The organism is Pauljensenia sp. OF14-1SRA (assembly GCF_027694595.1).
GTDB classification, from domain to species: domain Bacteria; phylum Actinomycetota; class Actinomycetes; order Actinomycetales; family Actinomycetaceae; genus Pauljensenia; species Pauljensenia turicensis_B.
Window position 1 is genome coordinate 87,573 of the sequence record NZ_JAQEVQ010000005.1, and the last position, 23,405, is coordinate 110,977.

Here is a 23,405-nt window from a genome sequence, read left to right on the forward strand (position 1 = left end):
AAGTCAGGCCATGGCTACTTTTGAAGATCTCTTTGCCGAATTGTCCGAAAAGGCTCAGACCCGCCCCGAGGGTTCTGGGACTGTTGCTGAACTGGACAAGGGCATCCATGCGATCGGAAAGAAGATCATCGAAGAAGCCGGCGAAGTGTGGATGGCTGCCGAATACGAGACTCTTGACGATCTCGCTCTTGAGATCTCGCAGCTCTTCTACCATGCGCAGGTCATGATGATTGCCAAGGGCCTGACCCTCGACGACATTTACAAGAAGCTCTAAGCATTTTCGTTTAAGGATCTCCATGCTTCGCATTGCTGTGCCCAATAAGGGCTCACTGTCTGACCCTGCTGTTCGTCTGCTTTCTGAGGCTGGCTACAACACTCGTCGCCACGGTCGTGAGCTTGTTCTTACCGACACCCTGAATGATGTCGAACTCTTCTTCCTGCGTCCGCGAGACATCGCGGTCTATGTGGGACGAGGCTCCATTCAAGTAGGTATTACCGGTCGCGATCTGCTGCTTGACTCGCGGACTCAAGCAATCGAGCATTTTCCGTTGGGTTTTGCTCGTTCAACGTTCCGTTTTGCAGCTCCTACAGGCACGATTACCTCGATTGAACAGATCAACGGTAAGCGCGTTGCTGCGTCATATGACCATCTGGTGAAGTCATATCTTGATGAGCGTGGTGTGGATGCTGAGGTCGTTCACCTTGATGGGGCAGTGGAGTCCTCGGTGCGCCTGGGTGTTGCTGACCTGATTGCTGACGTCGTCGAAACCGGCTCAACCCTGAAGGCTGCCGGCCTTGAGGTGTTTGGTGAGCCTCTGGCGAAGTCAGAAGCTGTTCTGATCACACGTCCCGATGCCGTTGATGATCCGGCGCTGGCAACGCTGGTCAAGCGCCTCGAAGGTGTTCAGGTTGCTCGCAAGTATGTGATTGTTGACTACAACGTTCGCGAGTCTGCTCTTGATGCGGCGATCGCTATTGCGCCTGGCTTTGACTCTCCGACTGTTTCTCCATTGCAGGATTCTGCGTGGCGAGCGGTTCGCGTGATGGTGGAAGCGCACCAAGTGAATCCGATTATGGATCAGCTTCATGAGGCTGGAGCACGAGGAATTATCGTCACCGAATTGCGTGCCTCTCGTCTCTAGAACAGGGCTTTTGCTAGCGAGCATAAGTAGGCTTATGCCTATGGGAAATGACAGCTCGCGCGATGCTCGGTTGCTTGCCTTATTGAAGTGTCTGAGGCATTCTGGACGCCCACTGTCTAAGCGGGAGATTCAGGAACAGGTTCTTCAGTATCAAGGACTGACTCACGATAACTTCGAGGGCCAATTCCAAGACGATAAGGAAACTCTTCACACCATCGGTATTGCACTTTCAATGCGGGGAATGAATCCTGATTTCACCTATGAAATTGATCCGAAAGCATCGGCTCAGTTCCAAGGAGAGGACGTTCGTTTTGATGCCACCGAGTCACGGCTCATTTCGATGGCAATCAAAGTGTGGGACGATGACGCGAATACGACGGCATTGAAAAAGCTAGCGCTTTCGATGGATCCGCCTGAAACGTCTTTTTCTCACGTGAGTATCGGTCTTGATCAAAGCGATGTGATTTGTGCGCTGAGTGAAGCAATCACGCATGGGCGCTTTGTCAGCTTTGACTACACGTCTGAATCGGATTCATTCCGACGTAGCGTTGCTCCCCGAAAGCTTGTGATGCGCTCGAACTCCATGTACTTATGGGGTTTTGATATGGATAGGTACGCACCGCGTTTGTTCAAACTGTCGCGGATTGCTTCCGAGATTGAAGTTATTGGCGACTCTTTCGACGCGGAGGATCTTCCCGAGATCCCGGCAGATCCCTTCACTCTTCTAGAGATCGAGCCTCTTCTTGCAATTCGCGATGATGCATCGCTTGCGATTCGCGCCTACGTCCAACTAACAGGGCGCCTGATAACAGATGGTTGGTGTGAAGCCGTCGGACTGCGAGCTTCCCGTAATACGTGGATGACGCGCGTTCTCACCGAGGGGGAAGATGTTGTTGTTCTTGCTCCCCAAGATTTGAGGGATGAGATCTATGCCCGAATTGACAGGGCCTCGTCGTGGGGAGTTCAGTGATGGGAGCACGATCTACTGACGCGCTTGTTCGCCTGCTCGCGATTCGTGATTGGCTTGCAACGAACGCATATTTCGAACCGGTGCCACTTGACGATCTGGTCCGCCAGTTTGGTGGAACGCGAGACAAAATGCTTCGTGATTTGAATACCCTCTCAGCAGCTGATGATGACACGTTCGATTTTGACGATCGTTTCTGGGTTGATGTTGATCTTCTTAACGACTCAGGTCTTGTCCAGCTGATGTCACATATTGATGCTAATCAGCTACCGGGCCTTACTCCAAGCGAGGCGTTGGCGATTCGTATCGGTCTTGAGTCTCTGTCGAGTGTTCTTTCCCGAGACCTTGTCGAGCGTATTCCCACCGTTCTGGACAAGATTGGCCAGTTGGTTGGGGAGCGTAGCGATGAGCAGATTGTGCTTCATCACCAGGATCAACAGCGTCAGAATGCCTTTGCTCTTCTTGACTGTGCCATCGGGCTTCGCAGACCGGTTGTGTTCACCTATACCTCAGCGAATGGGGCGACCCACCGTCGTGAAGTGGAACCTCGTGAACTTCATTTGGAAGGAACCGGCTGGATGCTTCTTGGCTGGTGCATGATTCACAATGAGTGGAGAACGTTCGCTGTTGATCGGATGAGCGACCTCGAAATCAATATGTCGCGTAAGAATGCCCGGCGGAAGTCACCCAATAGAATGCGTGGCAACCAACCACTTGAGACACAACAATTGGTTGTTGGCCCCAATGGGCGTTGGGTAGCAGACGAATACCCGCAGATAGTCAGTCGTCAGGTCAACGATGAATTGACCGAACTGTTGATTCCGATCTGGAGCCGACAGTGGCTTTTAACGTTGCTTATTGATATTTCAGGGTCCCTGGAATCCGCTCCGCAGGACTCGCTCGTGCAAGCGGGTGAAGTTGCGCGTCGGATGAAGTCATCATGGGACGAGGTTCTAGCCAGCGTGGAGACATTGTGAGCCCAAAAAGAAGGCGTCAGGCAAGCAAAGCTTCCGGGGAACCACAGCCTGTTGAGCAACTGAGTCCGGCCCAGCGAATGCAGGCGTTTAAGAAGGATCAGCACATCCAACGATCCATGCGTTACGCATGGTGCGAGACCCTCGGTTTTCAGGCTGATAATTTCCAGATCGAAGCGATGGATGCTCTCGAAGCTGGACAGTCAGTCTTAGTTGCTGCTCCAACCGGTGCTGGTAAGACGGTTGTGGGTGAATTCGCGACGTACCTTGCCCTTCAGAAGGGAAAGAGAAGCTTTTATACAACTCCGATTAAGGCGTTATCTAATCAGAAGTTTTCGGATCTACGCCGTCGCTTCGGTGAAGACAATGTTGGTCTTTTGACCGGTGATACGTCGATCAACTCTCACGCGTCAATCGTTGTGATGACAACTGAGGTTCTTCGGAACATGATTTATGCGGGTGCGGATCTATCGGATCTTGATTCGGTTGTGCTCGACGAGGTGCACTACCTAGCAGATCGCTTCCGTGGCCCCGTATGGGAAGAAGTGATTATCCATCTTCCCGCTGAGCAAAAGATTGTCGCTCTATCGGCAACCGTTTCGAACGCTGAGGAATTCGGTACGTGGATCGGTCATGTTCGTGGGGGATGCCGGGTTGTTGTTTCCGAGCATCGTCCTGTCCCGCTGTATCAGCACATGATGGTCGGGCGACATCTCTATGACTTGTATTCGCCGTCGAAGAAGGGCGAATCAACGCGAATCAACCCGGAGCTACGTTCGGCTATCGGTCCGTCGATTCCTGGGAGAACGGGACGAGGTGGAAGGAATTGGCATGAAACTGCTCGTGTCAGACCTCCACGCGAGTCGCGTCCGTCGACTTTGATTGAGTTGGATCGAGCTGGCCTATTACCGACGATCACGTTTGTTTTTTCGCGCGCAGGGTGCGAAGACGCTGTCACCCAGGTTGTCCACGCGGGAATTTGGCTGACCAATAAAGAAGAGCAGACGCAGATTGCGGCAGTGGTTGATGAGGTTAAAACTCAGGTTGGCGCACAAGACTGTCATGTCTTAGGGATTAATGCGTGGGGTGACGCATTAGAACGTGGAATCGCAGCTCATCATGCGGGTCTTCTTCCCATTCAGAAAGAGACGGTAGAAAAGCTCTTCACACGCGGTTTGATCAAAATGGTGTATGCGACTGAGACGCTTGCGCTAGGCATCAATATGCCGGCTCGCAGTGTTGTCATCGAGTCGTTGCGCAAATGGAATGGAGCTGCCCACGTTCAGCTGACACCGGGGGAGTACACCCAATTGTCGGGTCGTGCTGGTAGGCGAGGCATCGATACCGAGGGACATGCAATTGTTCTTCACTGTGGCCAAGTTGCTCCTGAAGAGGTCAATGCTCTTGCCTCTAAACGAACATACCCGCTGATCAGTGCTTTCACTCCGACCTACAACATGGTTGTGAACCTGCTTCACCATTCGTCGCGGGCTGCCACGCGTGATGTGCTTGAGACATCGTTCGCTCAGTTCCAAGCCGATGGTGGGGTCGTTGAACTTGCACAGCAAGCCCGTGCGCTCGCACGCCAGCTTGCCAAGTTCGAGCAGGATATGACATGTGACCGCGGAGATGCGCGCGAGTATTTTGCTCTTCGTGACGATCTTGTTCTTGCCCAGAAGTCCGAATCTAAGCTGAGGGCTGCCGAAAAACGCAGTGCAAATCGTGTGGCATTGGCGACCTGTCAGCCAGGAACAATCATTCGTTATGGATCTGGTCGTCGTAGCCGGTACGCGGTGGTTGCGTTCCATTCCGACACTGCTATCGAGCACGTTTCTACAACGCTGATTGGTACGGATGGGAAGTTCCATTCGCTGTCAGCTAAAGATGTCTCATCTTCTTTCGCGGTTGTGGGGTCGATGAAGATTGCCGGCGGATCTGCGTTGCGTCGGAATAAAGAACGAATGAAAATCGCTGATGAACTCAAGCGCCGCATTCGGGCGAAATCTATTGAGATTCCGCTTGATACGCCGGACTTTGATGCGACCAAGAGCGCCCAAATCAAGAAGCAACTGAAGGCTCATCCTGTTCATCAGTGTCCTGAACGCGAACACCATGCGCGTGCAGGGCATCAGTGGGCCCGAATTAATCGCGAGTTGCGCAAGGTAAACGAACGCATTGACTCTCGAACACACTCAGTTGCCCATAAGTTCGACCGAGTATGCCAGGTTTTGGAGGAACTAGGCTTTCTTGACGGCGATACTGTGACCGACCAGGGTGAACGTCTGCGTCATATCTTTGGCGAGCGCGACATCATCGTCATGGAGTGTTTGCGAAGCGGAGCATGGAGCGGATTGGATGACGCGGAATTGGCTGCGATCGTGTCGACGTGTGTGTTTGAGTCGCGTCGTGAAGATGGTGCGCGTCCCGCAATCCCGGTTGGTCTTTCAAAGAATTTGACGCGCGCACTCAAGGCAACACTCTACGCAAGTGCGAAGGTCGCAGCTGTTGAGAAGCGGGCCGGGCTTGAACCGACAACTGAGCCTGATTCGGGAATGATGGAAGCGTGTCTGGCGTGGGCTCATGGGGCATCGTTGGGAACGTCGCTCGATGGCGAAGAGATGCTCGGTGGCGACTTCGTTCGTTGGATTCGTCAAGTCATGGATCTGTTGGATCAGCTGCGTCATGACACTGACGAAGCGATGGCGTCGCAGGCGAAGCGTGCCCGACACCAACTTGTTCACGGCGTAGTAGCGTGGTCGGTGTTATGAAAAATTCTTCTTTGATTGTTGATGTTTTTCTCAGCGCTCTTGCCGGCGTAGGAATGTGGGCAGCCTTCCCGTCCCTGTCGTTGTGGTGGCTGATCTTTCCGTCTCTTGCTATCTATTTTTCACGTGTTGATCATTCGACTCTTTCACGCGGGCTGCTGAACACCGTTGTTTTTGGTTTTTCCTGGTGGCTTCCTCTGATTCACTGGGTGACGCTGGCGACCGGAGGATATTTACCGTGGGTTGCTCTTGCTACGACTCAGGTGATTGCGTTGTGCCTGTGGGCAGTGATCGCACGTCTGTCGCAGTCGATTCCACTGGTGAATTCTCCTTTGGGACAGTCTTTTGTCTATGCGTTGACGTGGGTGGGTGTCGAGCAGCTTCGTAGTCACTATCCCTGGACTGGTTTTCCTTGGGGAAATGTCGCGATGCCACAGGTTGATTCACCGCTTGGTCAGCTTGCCCCGTGGGGTGGGGAAGTGGTGGTGTCATTTGTGAGCGTTGCCCTCGCAGTTGCGCTTCGGAGAGTGTTCTATTTCCGCTCAGATTTGGGTGATGAGCATTGGTTCACGAGGCCGGCTCTGCTTGTTGGAAGTCTCGGCGTGTTTTTTGCCGCGTGGATGATTCCGCTTCCTTTGTCGCAAGAGGCGGGCACGATTCGTGTGGGAGTTGTTCAGGGAGATGTTGAACTACCGGGAGCACACACCTTTGGTATCGAAGGTAAGGTCACAACGAACAATTCTGTGATGACTCGGGAGCTTGTGGCTCAGTCTGATCCTGTTGATCTGCTGATCTGGGGAGAAACCGGCGCCGATCGTGACCCGAGAGAATCCGGTTTGGTTGCCCAGCTTGTTGATTCTTCGGCCACGTTGGCTCATGCGCCGTTGCTCTTCGGTTTCGCGAACGTTAAAGATGACAAGCGGTGGAATTGGTTGGGCGTCTGGTACGGGTCCGAGGGGCTCGATGAAGAAAGCCTCTATGCTAAGCAAAAGCCTGTTCCTTTTGGAGAATTCATTCCTTTCCGTTCGCTGATTTCGAAGCTTGCTACCCAGGCTGCTCAGATCAATATGGACATGGCTGCCGCTGAAAATCTTGCATTAATGAATGTTCATCTCAATGATTCGCGGACGATTCCGATCGCTATAGGGATTTGTTTTGAATCCGCTTACCCGGCGGTGATTGGTCCTGGTGTTATGGCAGGTGGACAGCTTATTATCACTCCGTCGAATAACTATCATTTCCAATCTTCGTCGGAGTCTGCCCAGCAGAATCAGCTTCTGCGTTTTAGAGCAATGGAGTATTCGCGTTCAGCGATCCAAGCGTCGACTACCGGAATGTCGTCAGTGATTTTGCCTGATGGTCGTATGAAGGCGACAACCGATCCTCAAAGTGCTGCGTGGCTTGCTGACTCAGTGCCTCTGAGGACGTCGATTACGAAGAGTGCTGAGTTGGGGGAGTTGCCCGCTCAGGTGGTTATGGGAGCAACGGGTGTGTACGGCGTTTTTGCCTTGCTCTATGCGTCGATTCAGGCTGTGGTGAACTGGAAGTCTCTAAGGCGTCAAAACAGGCTCTGACCTGCATAAATATGCTTTAAAATGCGCGTGGAATACTTGGCAGAGGGTATTATTATGTCAGATACTCCTAGCTTCGCTCAGGAAGTCAGGAGTATCTGGAGGCTTTATTTAGTTTAGGTCTAGGTCTAGCAAGACCTAGGGGCATCAGCCTTTACGGTAGTGTCCTTCGGGCTGAAGGCGCCCTTCGCGGTATGCGGCGAGCTGTTCGTTAAGGACAACTTCAAGTTCTTCAAGACTGCGGCGTTCGCGGAGCATATCCCAGTGGGTGCGAACGGCCTTGGCGGGCTTTGTTTCTTCATCTTCTGGCGCATCGCCAATCAGCTCAGCAGAACTACCGCAACGGCATTCCCAAGTTGCTGGCGGAGTTGCTTCGCTAGCAAGAGGAACCTCGAACTCGTGACCGTTCGGGCAGACGTACGAAACGGTGTAGCGGTCAGCAAAGACGACACCGTCTTCAGACTCCATAGACTTTGCGCCGATCTGCATTCCTCGGAGCGCGCGATCTGCCATGGTGATCTCCTTAAGGTCATTGAAGCTAGCACTCTATTTTAGCTGAGATGTTGGCATTTGCATTACGGGCGGATCGTTCATGCGCGAACCTAAAGCCGATAATGTACATTATGTCAGAATTGTTGGGATTCTGATCCAGCTTCAATATCCATGCGCTCCCCTCACAAATGGTTGCCAACACCACGACGAAACCAATGTGCAACCGGAAGACAACTAGACAAGGATAGGTGTAGGACATCTACGGAATGTGAAAGGAAGGGATGACATGAGTGTTGCACTGAAAACCGATCAGCGGACCGCCAATTCCGACGCTTCATCGAATGTCCGAAAACCCCTCCCTGAAATTGCTCTTGTCGGAACCTGTGCTCTGCTCTATTCGCTGATGTGCGCCATTGCGCCCGTTACGCGAGTTACTGCAGTTCGGCATGCGCGTCAGATTCTGCGCTTCGAAAACTATCTCGGGATTGACGTCGAACTCGCGCTCAACACATGGCTCTCCCACCACCCGTGGCTCGCCAATGTTTCAGCGGTTTTCTATTCCGTTTCATTCTTTGCCGTGACATTCACAGCCTTAGCTATTGTGTGGGTGAAACGCCCAGATCGCTACGATTTCGTTCGCAACTCACTCTTCGTGATGACTGGTGGCGCAATGATCACCTATTGGGTGTATCCCCTGGCTCCTCCGCGATTCTTCCCCTCACTGGGGTACGTCGATGCCGTAGCTACCCAATCAACGCTTGGCTCTGGATACTCGACTGCCTTTTCTCATTTGGCGAACTCTTATGCTGCGATGCCATCCATGCACACGGGCTGGGCTGTGTGGAGTGCCATTGTCCTAGGTACATTCGTCTTTAAGAGCTGGCGAGCCCGAGCAATTCTTGCCCTACATCCCCTCTATACAATCTGGGTAATCCTTGCGACCGCCAATCACTACGTGCTGGACGCAGTGGGTGGCATTGTGTTCTGCTTACTTGGTTTCCTTCTGATCAACCTCATCATTACTCGAGTATCACAGCGTCAATCACTTGAAGCCCGAGGTGTCTGAGCGGGGCCATTCGGCCTAGCCGATACTCTTGAACCTATGAAGTTCGGAGTAGATTTTGGCACCACCCGCACAACCGTTGCCCTCGTTGATCGAGGCAACTATCCCCTGATCTCATTCATCTCACCCGATGGCGACGCCTTTGACCACGTCCCTTCGGTTGTTGCTCTGGATGACACAGGCTTGCTCTTTGGCTTTGAAGCTCACGAAGCAGCTCTCGAAGGTGGCGAACACATCCGATCTTTCAAGCGCCTTCTATCCGATCCTGACGTCACGCCTCGGACAACTCTTCGCCTTGGAAACCGCGACTTCCTCATCATCGATGTTCTTACTCGCTTCCTTAAGTACGTCGCAGGTATGGTGCGAGAGAATTCTTCCGCCGTTATCGACGGCGATGAACCGCTTGAAGCGGTCATCGGTATCCCCGCGCATGCGTGGTCTGCTCAGCGTTTTATGACACTCGAAGCATTTAAAGCAGCCGGTTGGCACGTCATCGAAATGATGAACGAACCCTCAGCTGCAGGTTTTGAATACACCCACCGCCATGCTTCCAGCTTGAACGCAAAACGCACTCGGATTCTCGTTTACGACTTGGGCGGTGGCACCTTCGATGCTTCTCTTGTTGAAGCGGTCGGGCGCGACCACGCTGTCCTCGATTCCGCCGGCGATAATCTACTGGGCGGAGACGACTTCGACATGGTGCTGGCACAGGTTGCACTTCGCAACGCCAACGTGATGCCCGCTTCTCTTAGTGATATGGGGTGGCAAGCACTGATCGAAGAATGCCGCGTTGTTAAAGAATCGCTGAACCCCAACAGCCGCAACGTTGTCGTCACCGTTGGTGACACCCCGATCTCGTTTTCCGTCAAGGACTACTACGAGGCTGCAACTCCGCTTGTTGAACACACACTGGAGGTCTTAGATTCACTCCTTTCCCCCACCGAAAACGGTGGCGAACGTGTGATTCCAGAGGACGTTGCCGGTCTTTATGTTGTTGGTGGCGCTTCTGAATTCCCACTGGTCTCGAAGGTGCTCCGACGTCGATTTGGTCGTCGCGTCCATCGTTCGATTCACAACGCCGGCTCGACGGCTATCGGCCTTGCCATTGCGGCCGATGAACAGGCCGGATACACAGTGTCAGAACGTCTTGCGCGCGGGCTTGGCGTCTTCCGTGAATACGACTCGGGCGCATCCCTCTCCTTCGACCCGTTACTTACCCCCGATGATCGATGGACACCGGGCGAAGACACCCTTGTCGTTCGGCGTTACATGGCTGCCCACAACGTTGGCTACTACCGCTTTGTTGAGTATCGTAGCGTTGACGAGCAGGGCGTTCCGCGCGGTCAGGTAAGCCCAGCCGGCGAAATCATCATGCCGTTTGATCCTGCGCTACAGGGTGAAGACGTTGACCTGAAACATGTCTCGATTGAGCGCACTGACATCGGGCACCTTATCGAGGAACGCTACCGAGTAGATGAGAACGGAATCGTTGACGTTGAAATTGTTGACACTGAAACCGGTTACACGCAGTCTGCGCGCCTGGGCTGAGTGACAAGCGATCAACGAAAAGAGGGTCAGTGATGAATAATCACTGACCCTCTGACGTAGGCGATGACCTATGAAAGCAAAGCGTTAGGAAATCGAACGGAGTTTACGCTTGCGAAGTTCAGCAAGTTCATCAACGTGGTCGCTCAAACGCTCAATAGGAAGCTCAGCAAGAGAGCCTTCAACCTCGCGCCACACGCGACCAACGGCAATACCGAAAACGCCCTGACCACCCTGAAGAAGGTCAATGACCTCATCCGTCGACGTGCATTCGTAGACTGACGCGCCGTCACTCATCAACGTGATAGATGCAAGGTCGTCCACTCCCCTGTTCTGGAGTTGCGAAACTGCTTGACGAACCTGTTGAAGAGAAACGCCGGTATCCAGAAGCTTCTTAACGATCTTCAAAACAAGAATGTCTTTGAACGAGTACAGACGCTGCGAACCTGAACCTCGTGCGGCACGAACGGAAGGCTGAAGAAGACCGGTGCGAGCCCAGTAGTCGAGCTGGCGGTAGGTGATGCCAGCGGCTGCACATGCGACGGGACCACGGTATCCGAGGCCTTCACCGTCAATGCCTTCAAGGGGATCACCGAAGAGCATCGCTTGGCGCGATTCGGCCTCGTATGGTTCGGCGCTCACTAGGACTCCTGCAATAATGAAAGACGTATCAGTTGATGGTGATACCACGCTATGCGCTATTGAACGCGAGGTCAATGACACGACCGGCGAGCCTCAAGTTCAAGTTGAACTTGAGGGTTGAGATCCCCTCTTAGAGAATCTGACCAACAGAGACTCGCAAGAACTCTCTGTGCAGGTCAGCAATGATTTCGGCAGATTCAGTCACCTTCGCGTTCAAACGTTCATTGTCAGATGAACGTCCACGCGAACGAGTAGATTGAACAGTCTGATCGATCACGTCAGAACAACGATCCGCACTGAGTTTCACTGCACGCAACAGACGAATATCGAATCCTTGGGATTCAAGAGTGGCAACGTGTCGCACAATCTGCAACGAGCGCACCGGGAAATAGCCCGCAATATCAGGGGCAATCAATCCCGCAGAAGAATAACGTTCCAGCGTTGAGAAATCGACGCCGGCCAGATCGGTCAGTTCCCTAGCCGACAGATAGGGAGAAGACGGCGCGACACTGACGCCCTCAGAAGAAACGATACGAGGCCGCCTGACTGCTTCAACCTGATGACCCGCATCAAGGGCGCGCAGGTGCTCACCGATTACTCGAAGAGGAGTAAAAGAGTCGCGCTGTTGTGTCAGAACATAACGCATACGTTCCAAATCGGTCTGCGAGTACTTGCGATAGCCCGACTTCGTACGCGCAGGAGTTACCAACCCCTGGTCATCGAGGTAGCGAACCTTCGACACAGAGATAGCAGGAAACTCTTTCTTCAGTTCCTCGACAACTCTACCGATCGAAAGAACCGGGTCCCTGGACGCATCGTGTGGCCACGGCCCCGTAATACTCGTGTGTTCAGCCTCAGAGCTGAACTGTGCAGCCTGAGAACTCATGCTTGCAAGGGTGAAGGCTGGTATGTCAGGCGGTACTTTCCAATCTGGACCTCGTCGCCAGCGTTTAAACGAATGGAGTCAACGCGCTCCCGATTCACATACGTGCCGTTCAACGAACCGGAATCACGCACAATATGACCGCCGTCTTCAGCCTTGAACTGGCAATGCTTACGAGAAACGGTCACATCGTCTAAGAAAATATCGGATTTCGGGGAACGGCCAGCATTCGTTATCTCACCATCGAGAAGGAAACGAGCACCCGAGTTCGGGCCACGCTGAACGATCAGCAGAGCAGAACCAGCGGGAAGTGAATTCACCGCTTCCTGGTCGCGTGCAGACAACACAAGAGGAGCATCAACTTGCTCTTCAACCGGCGAAAGCCCAAAGATGGAAGTTGCGGTTGGATCAAAATCGTTAGTGGATTCCATGATCTCCCCCTGTGATAGACGCATTAATTACCCTCAATAGTCTAAAGGGTAAAGGGCAAATGTACTCACTCGTCAGAAGATTTGGAATCTTCTGACGTATCAACCACGGCATATTGAGGCTGAGGCACAGATGACACCGAATCAATCGAAATGTGTCCGACCACTGAAATCGTCACATTCGCGCCCTTTGCGCGCATCTGGGCAGCCGAACCAGCTTGAATCTCTAGAGCAGTCGCTATCGTCTGCCCCTCGCCGATCACATGCCAATCATACGGTTGCGACAAGACAACGCCATCGACCGCAATCATATTATTGTCAGACGTAAACGCGCTCCGGGTGGAAAGACGCACGCCGTTCAACTCGATTGCCTCAGCCCCGGCATTACGTAACTCCCCTAGCGTCATCACAAACTCGGTAGCCGTTAAACGATTCGCGTCATCACCGATGTGCATGAGCACCCCGGGTCCCTCGACAGGAACTCTGCCTGCATTGATCTGAGCGAGCTGATTAATCTTCTGAGCCGTCTGAGCTGCCGCTTCTTGCTCCGACTTGTTGGCTTCAATCTCGTCAACCTGCTGTTGCAAAGCAGAACGCTCCTGACGAAGGTTATTCTCCTGAGAATTCAGCTCAGAAAGCAACACAACCAAGTCTTGTTCGCTCAACGCTTCCAAGGGATCTTCCCGTTGAGCACGAACGGTTGTCACCAGCGCAAAACCAAGAACCAAACAGATTAGAACAAGGACAAGGTGAATCGTGCGCGGAACGGCAAAAAGAGCTTTGATAAACTGCGCGCGACCCGGCTTAACGTCCTTTTCAGTGGACGCAACCTCGTCCCTTCGAGAAGCTCCATGTCGCCCATGACGCGAATTCTTCGGATCTAAACTCATGGACTTTACGCCTTAAAAATCAGACGACGAATCGACGCTGTATTCGAAAAGATACGAATACCCAACACGACGATGACGGCCGTCGTAATCGCGGACCCCACGCCAAGTTGAGTTCCCAACCACACAAGCAAACAGGCAACAACGACATTCCAGAAGAACGACGTGATGAACACGCGATCATGGAACACCCCTTCAAGCCAAGCGCGTGTCGCGCCAAAGAGAGCGTCCAAGCCCGCGATTACCGCAACCGGCAAGAACGGCTGAAGCCAAATCGGAATCGTCGGATCAAGGAAAAGTCCCAAGATAATGCCAGCCGCCAGGCCAATGACAACAACCATGACTATTCTCCTTGGGAATTCGACGCTACCGCATACTGCGGAGTACGGACATTAAGCGCTGGCATTTGAATTTCGGCGGTGCCCGCAGCCGAGATTTCAATGCCGTTCATTGACTTCGCAGTTGAAAGAAAATCACCTGCTGACCCGCGCACAAGACCAACGGACAGTGTGTTCGCATCTCCGATAGCTCTCACCTCGTACGGAGATTCAACGGGAGTGACGTTCACAAGAATTGCCGAACCAGCAGTACGAATAAACGTGCCTGGGCCAATTCGTAGGTCATTGATTGAAATTGCCTCGGCTCCCCCAGCCCAGAGGGCATTCACGATCACATTCAAGTCAATGTCGCGGACCTGACCTCGGGACCCTTGTGCCAGTGTTTTCGCTGACGACGAATCCTTGACCGTGACCGTAATTCCCGGACCAACCACGGGTTCCATTGCATTCGTCAGTGCAACCGAAGGATCAACGAGGACCTGAGGAGCTGTCGACGACGCAGCTTGGTTGACGTGGGTGGACAACGATTGAACGTTGTCTTGAAGGGAAGCCACGACGCTTTGACTCGATTGTGCCTGATCGCGAAGGCTTTGAGTAATGTCAGCGTCCTGAGCGGTACGCAATGACATCACTGCGATTGTGAGCGTGAAGCCGAGCGCCAGCGTGAAAACAAAAGCAATCGGGCGATGCCACCAATGCTTGGGATGCTGAGTATCGTCATAGCTTTCGTACCCAACATCGAGCGGATTATTCAGCAACGAGGTCAGCAACGACATCGACGCAGCAGGATCACTGCCCTGCGCCGGCGAAGAAGACGTTGTGTGCTTATTGTATTCTTGCACGCCTACATCCAGTTGCGTTGTACGTTAATTGCGCGAGATGCGTAATCAACATGCTCAATGAGAAGACGTCTCAACGGCCATGCTGCATTCTCGTGTTCGCCGAGCCAACGATTCACCCGATCAATATGGTCCTCGACGCTTTCGGGGCTGTCGGCATAAACCGGGAGCGAAAGAAGACCTTTGATGTAGCGAATCGACAGGGCAATCGAGTGTGTATTCCAGAAGTATTCGAGTGAGCCAAGACCTCGGTCAATGAAGCTTGAGCCTTGCCACGAGGAGGCAGCAAATCCGTCGAGGATTGCGCTCAATGTGTCGTTTGCGATCCCGTCAACGAAGAGTTTCGACCACGAGGCCTCGCGTTCTTCTTCGTACGGCAGAGCTGCAATTGCGCGTTCTGATGCGGTCTTTGCTTCGCCTGTTGAGGAAGTAGCGAGCCATGCTTCAATACGATCGCGTCCAATCGAACCTGAAGCAGCAATGACAGTACGACCTGTCCAAACGATCTCACTGGTCAAAGTATTTGCATACGATTCCACGGTCTGACTAATCGCGGGGTCATCGGTCATCGGATAGGTAAAGAACAAGGTCTTCAACCATGCGCGACCACGATCTGTGACGTGCTCACGCGACAGACGTAGCGCAAGTGTTCCTACCGTTGTAGCAATCGCGCCACGCTGTTCCTTTGGCACGTAGGTGCCCAGGGTAATGCGACCGAGCTCCAACAAACGATCCGCAAGTGTCTCGTCGACTTCGTTTTCTGCATGACGGAATGCTGCAAGAGTGAAGTCACTGGGGTTCAAGCGACAGTCACGAACAGCGTTGAACAGGGCACCCCACACGACGCATCGCGTCATCAGGTCGGGACATGCCGAAATCAAGGCAAGTGCATTGGATGCTGAGCGATCGTCGAGGTAGGTGACCGCATACGTCAGATCGCCGTCATTGACGACGACTAGATCCATATCCGTAATACCGGCTGGTCGGCTAAGAAGCCCCGAGGGGTCAACCTCTTGGGATCGTCCCTCCATTGTTAGCTCAAAACGATGCGTCATCTGAAGCTGATCGCGTTTCATCGCCCACGTTGTGACATCGAAACGATGCGGGCGAGTCGTATCTGACTCAGACTCATCCGTGATCTGGAAGTTGGTGACGCTACCAATACGGGAGATATCAAAGTGAGGAACGAGTTTCGAGGGACCGGAGGTAGTAAGCCACGTGGACACCCAGTGGGATAAGTCCTTGCCCGTTGCTTCCTGCAGGCAATCGACGAGGTCCTGGAATGAGGTCGATCCGAAGGCATGGCGTTGGAAGTAAATTCGCGCGGCTTCAAAGAAGGCTTCTTCGCCGACGGTTGCTACCAACTGGTTGAGTACCGAAGCGCCCTTGGCATAGGTGATGCCGTCAAAGTTGGTCTTGGCTGCGCCAACGTCGGGAATGTCAGCAATGATCGGGTGAGTTGTCGGCATGAGGTCTTGCTCGTAGGCCCAGATTTTGCGACCTGCAGCAAATGCGGCCCTCTCCCCCGTGTACACGGTTGCTCGGCTTGCTGCCAGGGCACCCTGATTCTCGGCGAATGACTCCTTCAACCAGAGGTCGTCCCACCATCGAGGTGTCACAAGATCCCCAAACCACATGTGGCACATTTCGTGAAGAATCGTGTTTGCTCGATGCTGACGCTGGGCGAAGGTCGGGGTGTCACGTGAAAGATATGAGTCGTTAAAGGTCACGCATCCCGGATTCTCCATGGCTCCCAAGTTGTATTCGGGAACGAAGATCTGATCGTACTTGCCCCAAGGGTATGTGATGCCATAGTGCTGGTGGTAGAAGTCCAAGCCAGCGCGAGTAACGGACAGAATATCGTCGGAATCAATCGCCTGAGCCAAGCTTGAACGGCACATCAAGCGCAGTGGGACGTCAATCTTCTGACCGTCGCTTGCTCCCCCGCTCCAAGTACCTCCGTCAATGACAGCCCAGTCACCGGCGACGACGGCGGTGATGTAGCTGGACAACAGGCGCGTTCGAGCAAAGACATGTCGTGTGCCGTTTTCAATGGGTTCGGTATATAGCTCTGCTCCGTTGGAGGCAACAACCCACTGTTTGGGTGCATCGACGATGAATGACCACTCGGCTTTCAAATCTGGTTGGTCGAAGCACGGCCATGCGCGGTGAGCGTCTTGGGGCTCAAACTGCGTGTACAGGTAAACGCGCCCATCTTCTGGGTCAATATACCGATGCAGACCTTCACCGGAGTGTGAATACGGGCATCGCGCCTGAACCTCAACCGTGCACTCAGTATCGACGGGCAGGCCCCTGAGGGTCAGACACTCGTCATTTTGCGTGATCTCTCGCGCCTCGCCGTTCACACTGAGCCGGGTAACCTGGCCTGCGATGTCGATGAAGGTGGAATCCGCGTGGGAGGTCAGGGTGAAGGTGGACGTAACCACAAACTCGGTATTGTCTTGGCTATCCCCACCGCGCACATCAAGATTGACCTTCATCGTCGAAAGGTCGATTGCGTGTGAACGTTGACGGGCTTCATCGCGGGATAAGACGTGCATAACCGTAGTTTACGGCGCGTTCTTGAACACTTCGAGAAGTGGCTGTAAGCGTTTCGCTATCCGGCGCTACAGTATGAGGTATGAGCTCAGTCGTAGATATTCGCCCCTCAGTTGTGCCACTGAGTGTTCCGGTTGCTCTGGCCAACGCTGGTTCCTATTCAGTATGCGATGCCTTGGGAAATCCTTTTGGGGATCCAAGCGTGCTTACCATCACGGGCATTACCGTTTCCTCGAACGACTGTGAAGAAGGCTGGGCGTTCATCGCTATTCCTGGGCTCACCCAGCACGGCGTTCGTTTTGCCCACGCGGCAGCCGAGGCTGGTGCAGCCCTCCTTGTCACGGATAGCGAGGGAGCGAAGCGAGCAATCGATGAGAAAGTCGGATTGCCGATCGTTGTTCTTAAGGATCCTCGTCGATGCGCAGCGACTATCGCCGCAACCCTCTACGGCCAGCCTGCGACAAAGTTGAAGACGATGGCCGTGACCGGCACGAACGGGAAGACCACTACGTCGTTCCTCATGCGTGCAGCTCTGGGAGTTGAGTTTCCGAATCCCTCCATCTGCGGAACCGTCGAAACACGCATCGGTAACCTACGTTTCCGTTCCGATCAGACTACGGCTGAATCCCCTGTCATCCAGCGCTTCCTTGCCCAAACACTGGAAGAAGGCCTTGGCGCAGCGGTTATTGAAACAAGCTCGCACGCTCTGAGCTTCGAGCGCGTTAACGACATTGTGTTTGACGTTGTCGGCTTCACGAATTTGCAACACGATCACCTCGACTACCACGGCGACATGGAGAACTACTTCGCCGCGAAGAAGTCGCTGTTTACTCAAGAACACTCACGACGTGGGGTTGTATGCGTCGATGACGAGTGGGGCCAGCGCCTTGCCCGCGAAGCTGAAGTACCGGTGACAACCGTTGCCGCGCTGAGCTCGAACGAAGCCGAGTGGCACGTTGAAAATACTCACCCCGACCGTTCGATCGGTCGCACGGTCTTTACGTTGGTGGATCCGAATGGCGCAGGGCATGATGTCGCAATGCCGATTCTTGGTGAAGTGAACGTTCAGAACACTGCCGTCGCCATTGTTGCTGCCGTTCAGCTTGGGTATGACGTGGATGCAGTAATCGCCGCCATTGAAAAGGCGGAGCAGATTCCAGGGCGCATGGAAATGATTAATCCCAAGCCTCATAATCAGCCACTCGTCATCGTCGACTATGCCCATACTCCCGAGGCTCTTGAGTGGACTCTGCGCTCAACAGCTGAGCTGACGACTGGAAAGCTTCATATCGTATTCGGTACCGACGGAGACCGTGACGCATCAAAGCGTGAATACCTTGCCGAAATCGCGGCACGAGAAGCTGACGTCTTGTGGGTGACCGACGAAAATCCACGTACCGAAGACCCGCAGTCTATTCGCGACTATCTGTTGCGCGGTATTACTTCGGTACGTCCGGACATGCACGATGTAACAGAAATTAAGACGTGCCGTCGCGATGCAGTGCGCAAAGCAATCTTGGCAGCCCAGCCAGGTGACACGGTGATTATCACCGGCAAAGGCTCGGAGTGGTACCAAGATTTCGAAGGCATTAAACACGAGTACAACGACGTTCCCGTATCGCGCGAAGTGCTCTACTACGACGTTCGCTCGCACATCTAAGAACGTGTGAGATTACGCGTGAACGCAAGGCTGACACCGCTTATGGGTGTGATGCCACGTAAGATGAACGGGTGAATGACGAGAACCTGAATCAGGACCCGGCCACCGAAGAAGAAGCTGAGCTACGCGCTCAGCACATGCGAGCTTCTCTTGCTCAATTCGAGCTTGACGAGGATGATCTTGCACTGATCGACGGTGAAGCTTCTTTCGATGAGCCTAAAGAAGAACTCGCCGGTCTACCGGTTCTCGCCATCGTTGGACGCCCGAACGTCGGCAAATCAACGCTGGTCAACCGCATTATTGGTCGTCGCGAAGCTGTCGTTCAGGACACTCCCGGTGTTACTCGTGACAGGGTCTCCTACCCCGCCGAATGGGCAGGTCGCGACTTCACAGTCGTCGACACCGGTGGTTGGGAAATCGACGTTAAAGGTCTAGACCGTTCGGTTGCTGAGCAGGCAGAAATTGCCGTTGACCTTGCCGACGCCGTCGTTCTGGTTCTTGACGCAACCGTTGGCGTCACCGCTTCAGACGAACGCATCGTTACGATGCTTCGATCAAAAGGCAAGCCGGTGATTCTGGCAGCAAATAAGGTTGATTCTCCTCAACAAGAAGCCGACGCCGCTTACCTGTGGAGCCTCGGAATGGGTGAGCCCCACCCGATTTCTGCACTCCACGGCCGCGGTACCGGCGACTTGCTGGACGCCATCATGGATGTTCTGCCCGATGAATCCGCCGTGGCAAGCGCACTGCCTAAGGGTGGGCCTCGTCGCATCGCACTTGTCGGACGCCCGAATGTCGGCAAATCTTCTCTGCTCAACGCGCTCGCGCAAGCCGAACGCGTTGTCGTCAACGAACTTGCTGGCACGACCCGCGATCCTGTCGACGAACTCATTGAGCTTGATGGGCGCCTCTGGTGGTTTGTTGACACCGCGGGTATTCGTCGCAAGATGCACCGTACGACCGGTGCTGATTACTACGCGTCGATTCGCACTCAGGCAGCAATTGAGAAGGCGGAAGTTGCTCTTGTCCTCTTCGATGGCTCCCAGTCACTGACAGAACAGGATATTCGCGTCGTTCAGCAGGTCGTTGATGCTGGTCGTGCACTGGTGATTGTCACGAACAAGTGGGACCTCGTTGACGAAGATCGACAGAACGAACTGAAGAACGAAATCGAACGCGAACTTGTCCAAGTCCAGTGGGCTCCGCGAATCAACGTGTCCGCTCTGACCACGTGGCATACGAACCGAATTACGCGCGCACTCGACACGGCTCTTGCCGGTTGGGAAACGCGTATCCCCACAGGTCAGTTGAACGCGTTCCTCGGTCAACTCGTTGCCGCCCACCCGCACCCGCTACGTGGCGGTAAGCAACCTCGTATTCTTTTTGGCACGCAGGTGTCATCACGTCCCCCGCGTTTTGTCCTGTTCACAACGGGTTTCCTTGACCCGCAATATCGCCGTTTCATTGAACGCCGTTTGCGCGAGGAGTTCGGCTTTGAAGGGACTCCGATTCAGATCGGTATGCGCGTTCGCGAACGTCGTCGCAAGTAACGGGCACCGAACCAACTCGTTTTTACACGTCAACCCTGTGGATAACTACCACGGGGTTGACTTTGTGCATAAAGTCTGTTTCGTACCATTCGCTGTTGAGCTCACCCAAGGAGTAATGATGCTTCACTGGACAACACTTTCTTCCCCCATTGGCGACCTGATGCTCATCAAGTCTGGCAAAGGCATCGTCAGAGTTGCCTTCGAATGCGAAGACTTCGCCACAGTACGACGTGATGTCGCAAACTCGTTGAATGATGAGATGGTCGAAGACAGTAAAGAACTGTTTGAGGCCGTAGAGCAGATTGAAGAGTATTTCGCTGGTCAGCGTAAGACTTTCGATCTTGTACTGGACTGGTCCCTGATCTCGGGATTCTATGCGCGCGCTGCCCAACAATTGACGATGGTTCCCTTCGGTACGACATTGCCGTATTCAGGCCTGGCACTGCTTGCAGGTAATAAGAAAGCTCATCGCGCGGCTGCGTCAGCGTGTTCCCATAACCCGTTGCCTATCCTTGCTCCATGCCATCGGATCACGCGAAAAGATGGGTCGTACGGTGAGTATGGTGGCGGGCGCAAAGCCAAAGAGTACCTTCTGAAGTTTGAGCGGGAAATCGACGCAAAAACCTATATCCCCCAGCCCGTACTCAGGCCTCGCTATGTCGGGATTCCTGCTCCAACGTCAGACTAAATACACCACCATGAAATTCGTCTGGGGGTGCCATCAATGACGATAACACCCCCAAACTCTGGCGTAGCACACGAACGCTGATGATAGTCAGCGCTCGGTTCGAGCCTTCGGGTAGCGATGGTCCTTATCTCCCCACCACGGCATGTATGACACATAGCCGTCAGCTGGCGGGTTCGGAGAATCGGGTTCGAAGCCGAGTTCTGTCGGAGTTTCGGGAATGCGATCAACAAGGAAGTACTTGTCCTTGTCATCGCAGTGGGTGCGAACGATCGTCTTGAATTCGGCGAGCTCGGGGTACAAAACACCGGTGATCGGGTTGCGGTGGTAGCGAACGATCTTGTAGAGCCAGTAGACGAACAGAGCAATGTTCGCGATCAATGCAAGAACAGCACAGATGATGTTCGCGTTCGGATCCATCGTGGAGAAGTTAAAGGTGCTGTTTGGTGGAACGAGGATTTCCGGTAGCAATGTGTTCATAGAAATCCAGAACACCAACGTGAAGCACCTGAACCAAATCCACTGACCCTTTGCCCATGTGAAGGCGGGAATTGTACATGCCAGAAGAAGGGCGGCTGTGCAATACCAGGTGTAGTCAGCAAGCGAGTTGTAGAGGAAAGCATGGTTCCACAGGTCGTAGGCAATAACCCACGGCCACACCATGTCAACCCAGATCAGGCCACGAACCTTCTGCTTACCTGGCGATGTGGCGATGATCTTGCCTAGACCGGTGATTGTGATGATGTTGAGCAAGCCAGCTGCTGCGCTGATCAGGTTCCAGTAGCCACCAATAGTTCTAAAACCGGTTTCTGGATCAATACCGATATGGCGAGCGGAAAGATTCGACGCGACTGCTTCGTACCATGCTTGTGAATGGAGTTCGGCGGTCACGCCCCTGGCTTCCGGAAGGCCCGCGATCATATCGAGAGTGTGAGTGTCATTGACATGCTTCAGGCACTGCCAATCTGCTCCGCACGCATAGTAGGTGTCCGCGTTGAAATAGATGGTGAGGTCACGAATATTAGCTTCCATGATGTTGACTGCGAGACCGATCCAGAGTGCAACACCCAGCCAAATAGCGTATTTGTGCGCCTTTTGCGGATTTTTCTTCGCATAGACAAGGACGGTTCCGGTCATTGTTGCAGTAAGGATCATGATGGCGTATTTGCCGAATGGGAACCAACCGACCATTGGTGTGCCGTGAATCCAAGCATAGGGCATAAGTGCAATGCCACCGATCGTCCAGATAACGAAGATGGTCCAGTTCCACCGCCGGTTGATCTCAGCAACAAGCATCTGAGCGACGAATACCGCTAGCCACAGTGCATAGACCTTCGGGGAGCCAATTTCCCACAGCCAAAGTGACTCCATCAGTTTCCTCCTTGAAACACAGACGGGATAGTAGTTATTCGGCTAGTCTAGTGAACAAGAAAAAACGCGGAGCGAGATTGACCCAAAGAGGGATTTATAATTCCGCAGAAAGTTTTTTTAGCAAAGACGCTTAGGACTTTTGGCCGGGGTTTTATTTATCTCCTCTGCTTGCCCACAACTGGGCCTTGACGAGAGGAAGAAAATGTCAAAGAATTCGTCGAAACGTGGCCTTCGCACCGCTATCGGTCTGGGGGCTTTAGGTGTCCTGAGCGGGATGTATGGCTTCAGCCAGCTCAGCGGCAAAGCAACTCCGGAAGAACAAGCATGGCGTTATCCGGGCGACGATTTAATCGACGCAAATTACGATAATGGTTATTCTTCAACCTACGCTATTACAATTGAAGCCCCCGCTTACGCAGTGTGGAGATTATTCAAACAAATCGGCGCGGAAAAGAGTGGTTCATTTTCTTCAGAATTCTTAGAAAGAACATTTGCTCGACTCCCCTTCTTTAATTCCTACGAAATTCAAGAAGAATTCCAACAGCCAGATTCCATGATGCCCGGCGATATCGCCGCTTTCGATTACCACGGAATGTCAATGGAATGGGCCGATATTGTCCCCGGCAAATACATGGTTCAGTGGGTCGACACCAAGAATCCGCCAAAGGCACCTGGCTCCTACGCATTCCGTTTCCCTGGAATGACCCACTTCGCAGCAGCATGGTGCTTCTACGTCGTTCCGCTTCAGGGCGGTCGCACGCGTCTGATCAATCACTGGCGTATCGGATACGAACCTGACTCAGTCGCCATGAAGGCCCTGAACTGGGTCAATATCGAGTTCATTGGCGGATGCATGACCCACATGCAGAACATCTACGTGAAGCGCGTTTTGGAGTTCCGTAAGAAGCAGCATCACACCGGCAAGTTCATGCGTGGTGTGCTTGGCGGCCAGTTCTTCAAGTCCGGTACTCCAGCGGGTCGCTACGACGGGACTCCCCGGGTTAATAGACAAAAATCGTTGCTAATGGCGGCGTGTTGTTAGTT

Annotated in this window: 20 protein-coding genes and 1 pseudogene; 12 read left to right on the forward strand and 9 right to left on the reverse strand. The window is 53.4% G+C overall.

The window, feature by feature from the left end:
• Positions 1-10 precede the first annotated feature (10 nt).
• Genes PG731_RS04535 through lnt form a run of 6 tightly spaced genes read left to right on the forward strand, consistent with a single transcriptional unit; the run spans position 11 to position 7,422 of the window.
• A complete protein-coding gene (locus PG731_RS04535) occupies positions 11-274 on the forward strand; it encodes a phosphoribosyl-ATP diphosphatase (RefSeq protein ID WP_006681010.1) in 264 nt (87 codons plus the stop codon).
• A 22-nt stretch (positions 275-296) separates the two neighbouring features.
• A complete protein-coding gene (gene hisG / locus PG731_RS04540) occupies positions 297-1,142 on the forward strand; it encodes an ATP phosphoribosyltransferase (protein WP_195224362.1) in 846 nt (281 codons plus the stop codon).
• A gap of 40 nt (positions 1,143-1,182) precedes the next feature.
• Positions 1,183-2,112 (forward strand): helix-turn-helix transcriptional regulator, encoded by a 930-nt coding sequence (locus tag PG731_RS04545; RefSeq protein ID WP_270772429.1) that lies wholly within the window; start codon positions 1,183-1,185, stop codon positions 2,110-2,112.
• Positions 2,112-3,086 (forward strand): helix-turn-helix transcriptional regulator, encoded by a 975-nt coding sequence (locus PG731_RS04550; protein WP_270772430.1) that lies wholly within the window; start codon positions 2,112-2,114, stop codon positions 3,084-3,086. The genes PG731_RS04545 and PG731_RS04550 overlap by 1 nt, the downstream gene beginning before the upstream one ends.
• Positions 3,083-5,851: a DEAD/DEAH box helicase gene (locus PG731_RS04555; RefSeq protein WP_270772431.1), complete on the forward strand. Its 2,769-nt coding sequence runs from the start codon at positions 3,083-3,085 to the stop codon at positions 5,849-5,851. Before PG731_RS04550 ends, PG731_RS04555 begins: the two co-directional genes overlap by 4 nt.
• The gene (gene lnt, locus PG731_RS04560) at positions 5,848-7,422 is read left to right on the forward strand and encodes an apolipoprotein N-acyltransferase (RefSeq protein ID WP_270772433.1); all 1,575 of its coding nucleotides are present in this window, start codon (positions 5,848-5,850) and stop codon (positions 7,420-7,422) included. Before PG731_RS04555 ends, lnt begins: the two co-directional genes overlap by 4 nt.
• Before the next feature lie 144 nt (positions 7,423-7,566).
• Here the strand turns inward: lnt and PG731_RS04565 are convergent, their stop codons facing one another.
• The gene (locus PG731_RS04565) at positions 7,567-7,932 is read right to left on the reverse strand and encodes an RNA polymerase-binding protein RbpA (RefSeq protein ID WP_101628159.1); all 366 of its coding nucleotides are present in this window, start codon (positions 7,930-7,932) and stop codon (positions 7,567-7,569) included.
• A gap of 265 nt (positions 7,933-8,197) precedes the next feature.
• On the opposite strand from PG731_RS04565, the gene PG731_RS04570 reads away from it, so the two are divergent.
• Both PG731_RS04570 and PG731_RS04575 read left to right on the forward strand, forming a co-directional pair.
• Positions 8,198-8,977, forward strand: coding sequence for a phosphatase PAP2 family protein (locus tag PG731_RS04570; protein WP_270772435.1), 780 nt, complete (start codon positions 8,198-8,200; stop codon positions 8,975-8,977).
• A gap of 36 nt (positions 8,978-9,013) precedes the next feature.
• Positions 9,014-10,522 (forward strand): Hsp70 family protein, encoded by a 1,509-nt coding sequence (locus tag PG731_RS04575; RefSeq protein WP_270772437.1) that lies wholly within the window; start codon positions 9,014-9,016, stop codon positions 10,520-10,522.
• 84 nt (positions 10,523-10,606) lie between these two features.
• On the opposite strand, the gene PG731_RS04580 is transcribed toward PG731_RS04575, so the two are convergent.
• From PG731_RS04580 to pepN, 7 genes are all read right to left on the reverse strand, one after another.
• Positions 10,607-11,161: a MerR family transcriptional regulator gene (locus PG731_RS04580; RefSeq protein ID WP_179370357.1), complete on the reverse strand. Its 555-nt coding sequence runs from the start codon at positions 11,159-11,161 to the stop codon at positions 10,607-10,609.
• A gap of 130 nt (positions 11,162-11,291) precedes the next feature.
• Positions 11,292-12,047, reverse strand: coding sequence for a transcriptional regulator FtsR (ftsR, locus tag PG731_RS04585; protein ID WP_270772440.1), 756 nt, complete (start codon positions 12,045-12,047; stop codon positions 11,292-11,294).
• Positions 12,044-12,475: an FHA domain-containing protein gene (locus tag PG731_RS04590; RefSeq protein WP_270772441.1), complete on the reverse strand. Its 432-nt coding sequence runs from the start codon at positions 12,473-12,475 to the stop codon at positions 12,044-12,046. The genes ftsR and PG731_RS04590 overlap by 4 nt, the downstream gene beginning before the upstream one ends.
• A gap of 65 nt (positions 12,476-12,540) precedes the next feature.
• On the reverse strand, positions 12,541-13,362 hold the full coding sequence (locus PG731_RS04595; protein WP_270772442.1) for a DUF881 domain-containing protein: 822 nt from the start codon (positions 13,360-13,362) through the stop codon (positions 12,541-12,543).
• Positions 13,363-13,367: 5 nt separating this feature from the next.
• Complete coding sequence (locus PG731_RS04600) at positions 13,368-13,700, reverse strand: small basic family protein (RefSeq protein WP_270772443.1); 333 nt, start codon at positions 13,698-13,700, stop codon at positions 13,368-13,370.
• 2 nt (positions 13,701-13,702) lie between these two features.
• A complete protein-coding gene (locus PG731_RS04605; RefSeq protein ID WP_270772444.1) occupies positions 13,703-14,539 on the reverse strand; it encodes a DUF881 domain-containing protein in 837 nt (278 codons plus the stop codon).
• 2 nt (positions 14,540-14,541) lie between these two features.
• Positions 14,542-17,097 carry an aminopeptidase N gene (gene pepN, locus PG731_RS04610; RefSeq protein WP_270772445.1) on the reverse strand — a complete coding sequence of 852 codons (2,556 nt, stop codon included), beginning with the start codon at positions 17,095-17,097 and terminating at the stop codon, positions 14,542-14,544.
• Positions 17,098-17,177: 80 nt separating this feature from the next.
• On the opposite strand from pepN, the gene PG731_RS04615 reads away from it, so the two are divergent.
• The 3 genes from PG731_RS04615 to PG731_RS04625 all read left to right on the forward strand — a co-directional run bounded on the left by PG731_RS04615 (position 17,178) and on the right by PG731_RS04625 (position 20,993).
• Complete coding sequence (locus PG731_RS04615; protein ID WP_270772446.1) at positions 17,178-18,755, forward strand: UDP-N-acetylmuramoyl-L-alanyl-D-glutamate--2,6-diaminopimelate ligase; 1,578 nt, start codon at positions 17,178-17,180, stop codon at positions 18,753-18,755.
• 71 nt (positions 18,756-18,826) lie between these two features.
• Positions 18,827-20,305: a ribosome biogenesis GTPase Der gene (der, locus tag PG731_RS04620; protein ID WP_270772447.1), complete on the forward strand. Its 1,479-nt coding sequence runs from the start codon at positions 18,827-18,829 to the stop codon at positions 20,303-20,305.
• Positions 20,306-20,420: 115 nt separating this feature from the next.
• Positions 20,421-20,993: a methylated-DNA--[protein]-cysteine S-methyltransferase gene (locus PG731_RS04625; protein WP_270772449.1), complete on the forward strand. Its 573-nt coding sequence runs from the start codon at positions 20,421-20,423 to the stop codon at positions 20,991-20,993.
• Positions 20,994-21,080: 87 nt separating this feature from the next.
• Here PG731_RS04625 and PG731_RS04630 read toward each other — a convergent pair whose 3' ends face one another.
• Entirely contained in the window at positions 21,081-22,361 is a 1,281-nt protein-coding gene (locus PG731_RS04630; protein WP_101628142.1) for a DUF5692 family protein, read from the reverse strand.
• A gap of 274 nt (positions 22,362-22,635) precedes the next feature.
• Here PG731_RS04630 and PG731_RS04635 point away from each other — a divergent pair.
• Positions 22,636-23,358: pseudogene (locus PG731_RS04635) on the forward strand (hypothetical protein); the annotation flags it as partial.
• Positions 23,359-23,405 lie beyond the last annotated feature (47 nt).

Excerpts from the sequence above, each read along its gene's own strand:
- PG731_RS04535 (WP_006681010.1), top strand. The coding sequence starts at position 11 with ATGGCTACTTTTGAAGATCTCTTTGCCGAATTGTCCGAAAAGGCTCAG.
- hisG (WP_195224362.1), top strand. The coding sequence starts at position 297 with ATGCTTCGCATTGCTGTGCCCAATAAGGGCTCACTGTCTGACCCTGCT.
- PG731_RS04545 (WP_270772429.1), top strand. The coding sequence starts at position 1,183 with ATGGGAAATGACAGCTCGCGCGATGCTCGGTTGCTTGCCTTATTGAAG.
- PG731_RS04550 (WP_270772430.1), top strand. The coding sequence starts at position 2,112 with ATGGGAGCACGATCTACTGACGCGCTTGTTCGCCTGCTCGCGATTCGT.
- lnt (WP_270772433.1), top strand. The coding sequence starts at position 5,848 with ATGAAAAATTCTTCTTTGATTGTTGATGTTTTTCTCAGCGCTCTTGCC.
- PG731_RS04565 (WP_101628159.1), bottom strand. The coding sequence starts at position 7,932 with ATGGCAGATCGCGCGCTCCGAGGAATGCAGATCGGCGCAAAGTCTATG.
- PG731_RS04570 (WP_270772435.1), top strand. The coding sequence starts at position 8,198 with ATGAGTGTTGCACTGAAAACCGATCAGCGGACCGCCAATTCCGACGCT.
- PG731_RS04575 (WP_270772437.1), top strand. The coding sequence starts at position 9,014 with ATGAAGTTCGGAGTAGATTTTGGCACCACCCGCACAACCGTTGCCCTC.
- ftsR (WP_270772440.1), bottom strand. The coding sequence starts at position 12,047 with ATGAGTTCTCAGGCTGCACAGTTCAGCTCTGAGGCTGAACACACGAGT.
- PG731_RS04590 (WP_270772441.1), bottom strand. The coding sequence starts at position 12,475 with ATGGAATCCACTAACGATTTTGATCCAACCGCAACTTCCATCTTTGGG.
- PG731_RS04595 (WP_270772442.1), bottom strand. The coding sequence starts at position 13,362 with ATGAGTTTAGATCCGAAGAATTCGCGTCATGGGCGACATGGAGCTTCT.
- PG731_RS04600 (WP_270772443.1), bottom strand. The coding sequence starts at position 13,700 with ATGGTTGTTGTCATTGGCCTGGCGGCTGGCATTATCTTGGGACTTTTC.
- pepN (WP_270772445.1), bottom strand. The coding sequence starts at position 17,097 with ATGCACGTCTTATCCCGCGATGAAGCCCGTCAACGTTCACACGCAATC.
- PG731_RS04615 (WP_270772446.1), top strand. The coding sequence starts at position 17,178 with ATGAGCTCAGTCGTAGATATTCGCCCCTCAGTTGTGCCACTGAGTGTT.
- PG731_RS04625 (WP_270772449.1), top strand. The coding sequence starts at position 20,421 with ATGATGCTTCACTGGACAACACTTTCTTCCCCCATTGGCGACCTGATG.
- PG731_RS04630 (WP_101628142.1), bottom strand. The coding sequence starts at position 22,361 with ATGGAGTCACTTTGGCTGTGGGAAATTGGCTCCCCGAAGGTCTATGCA.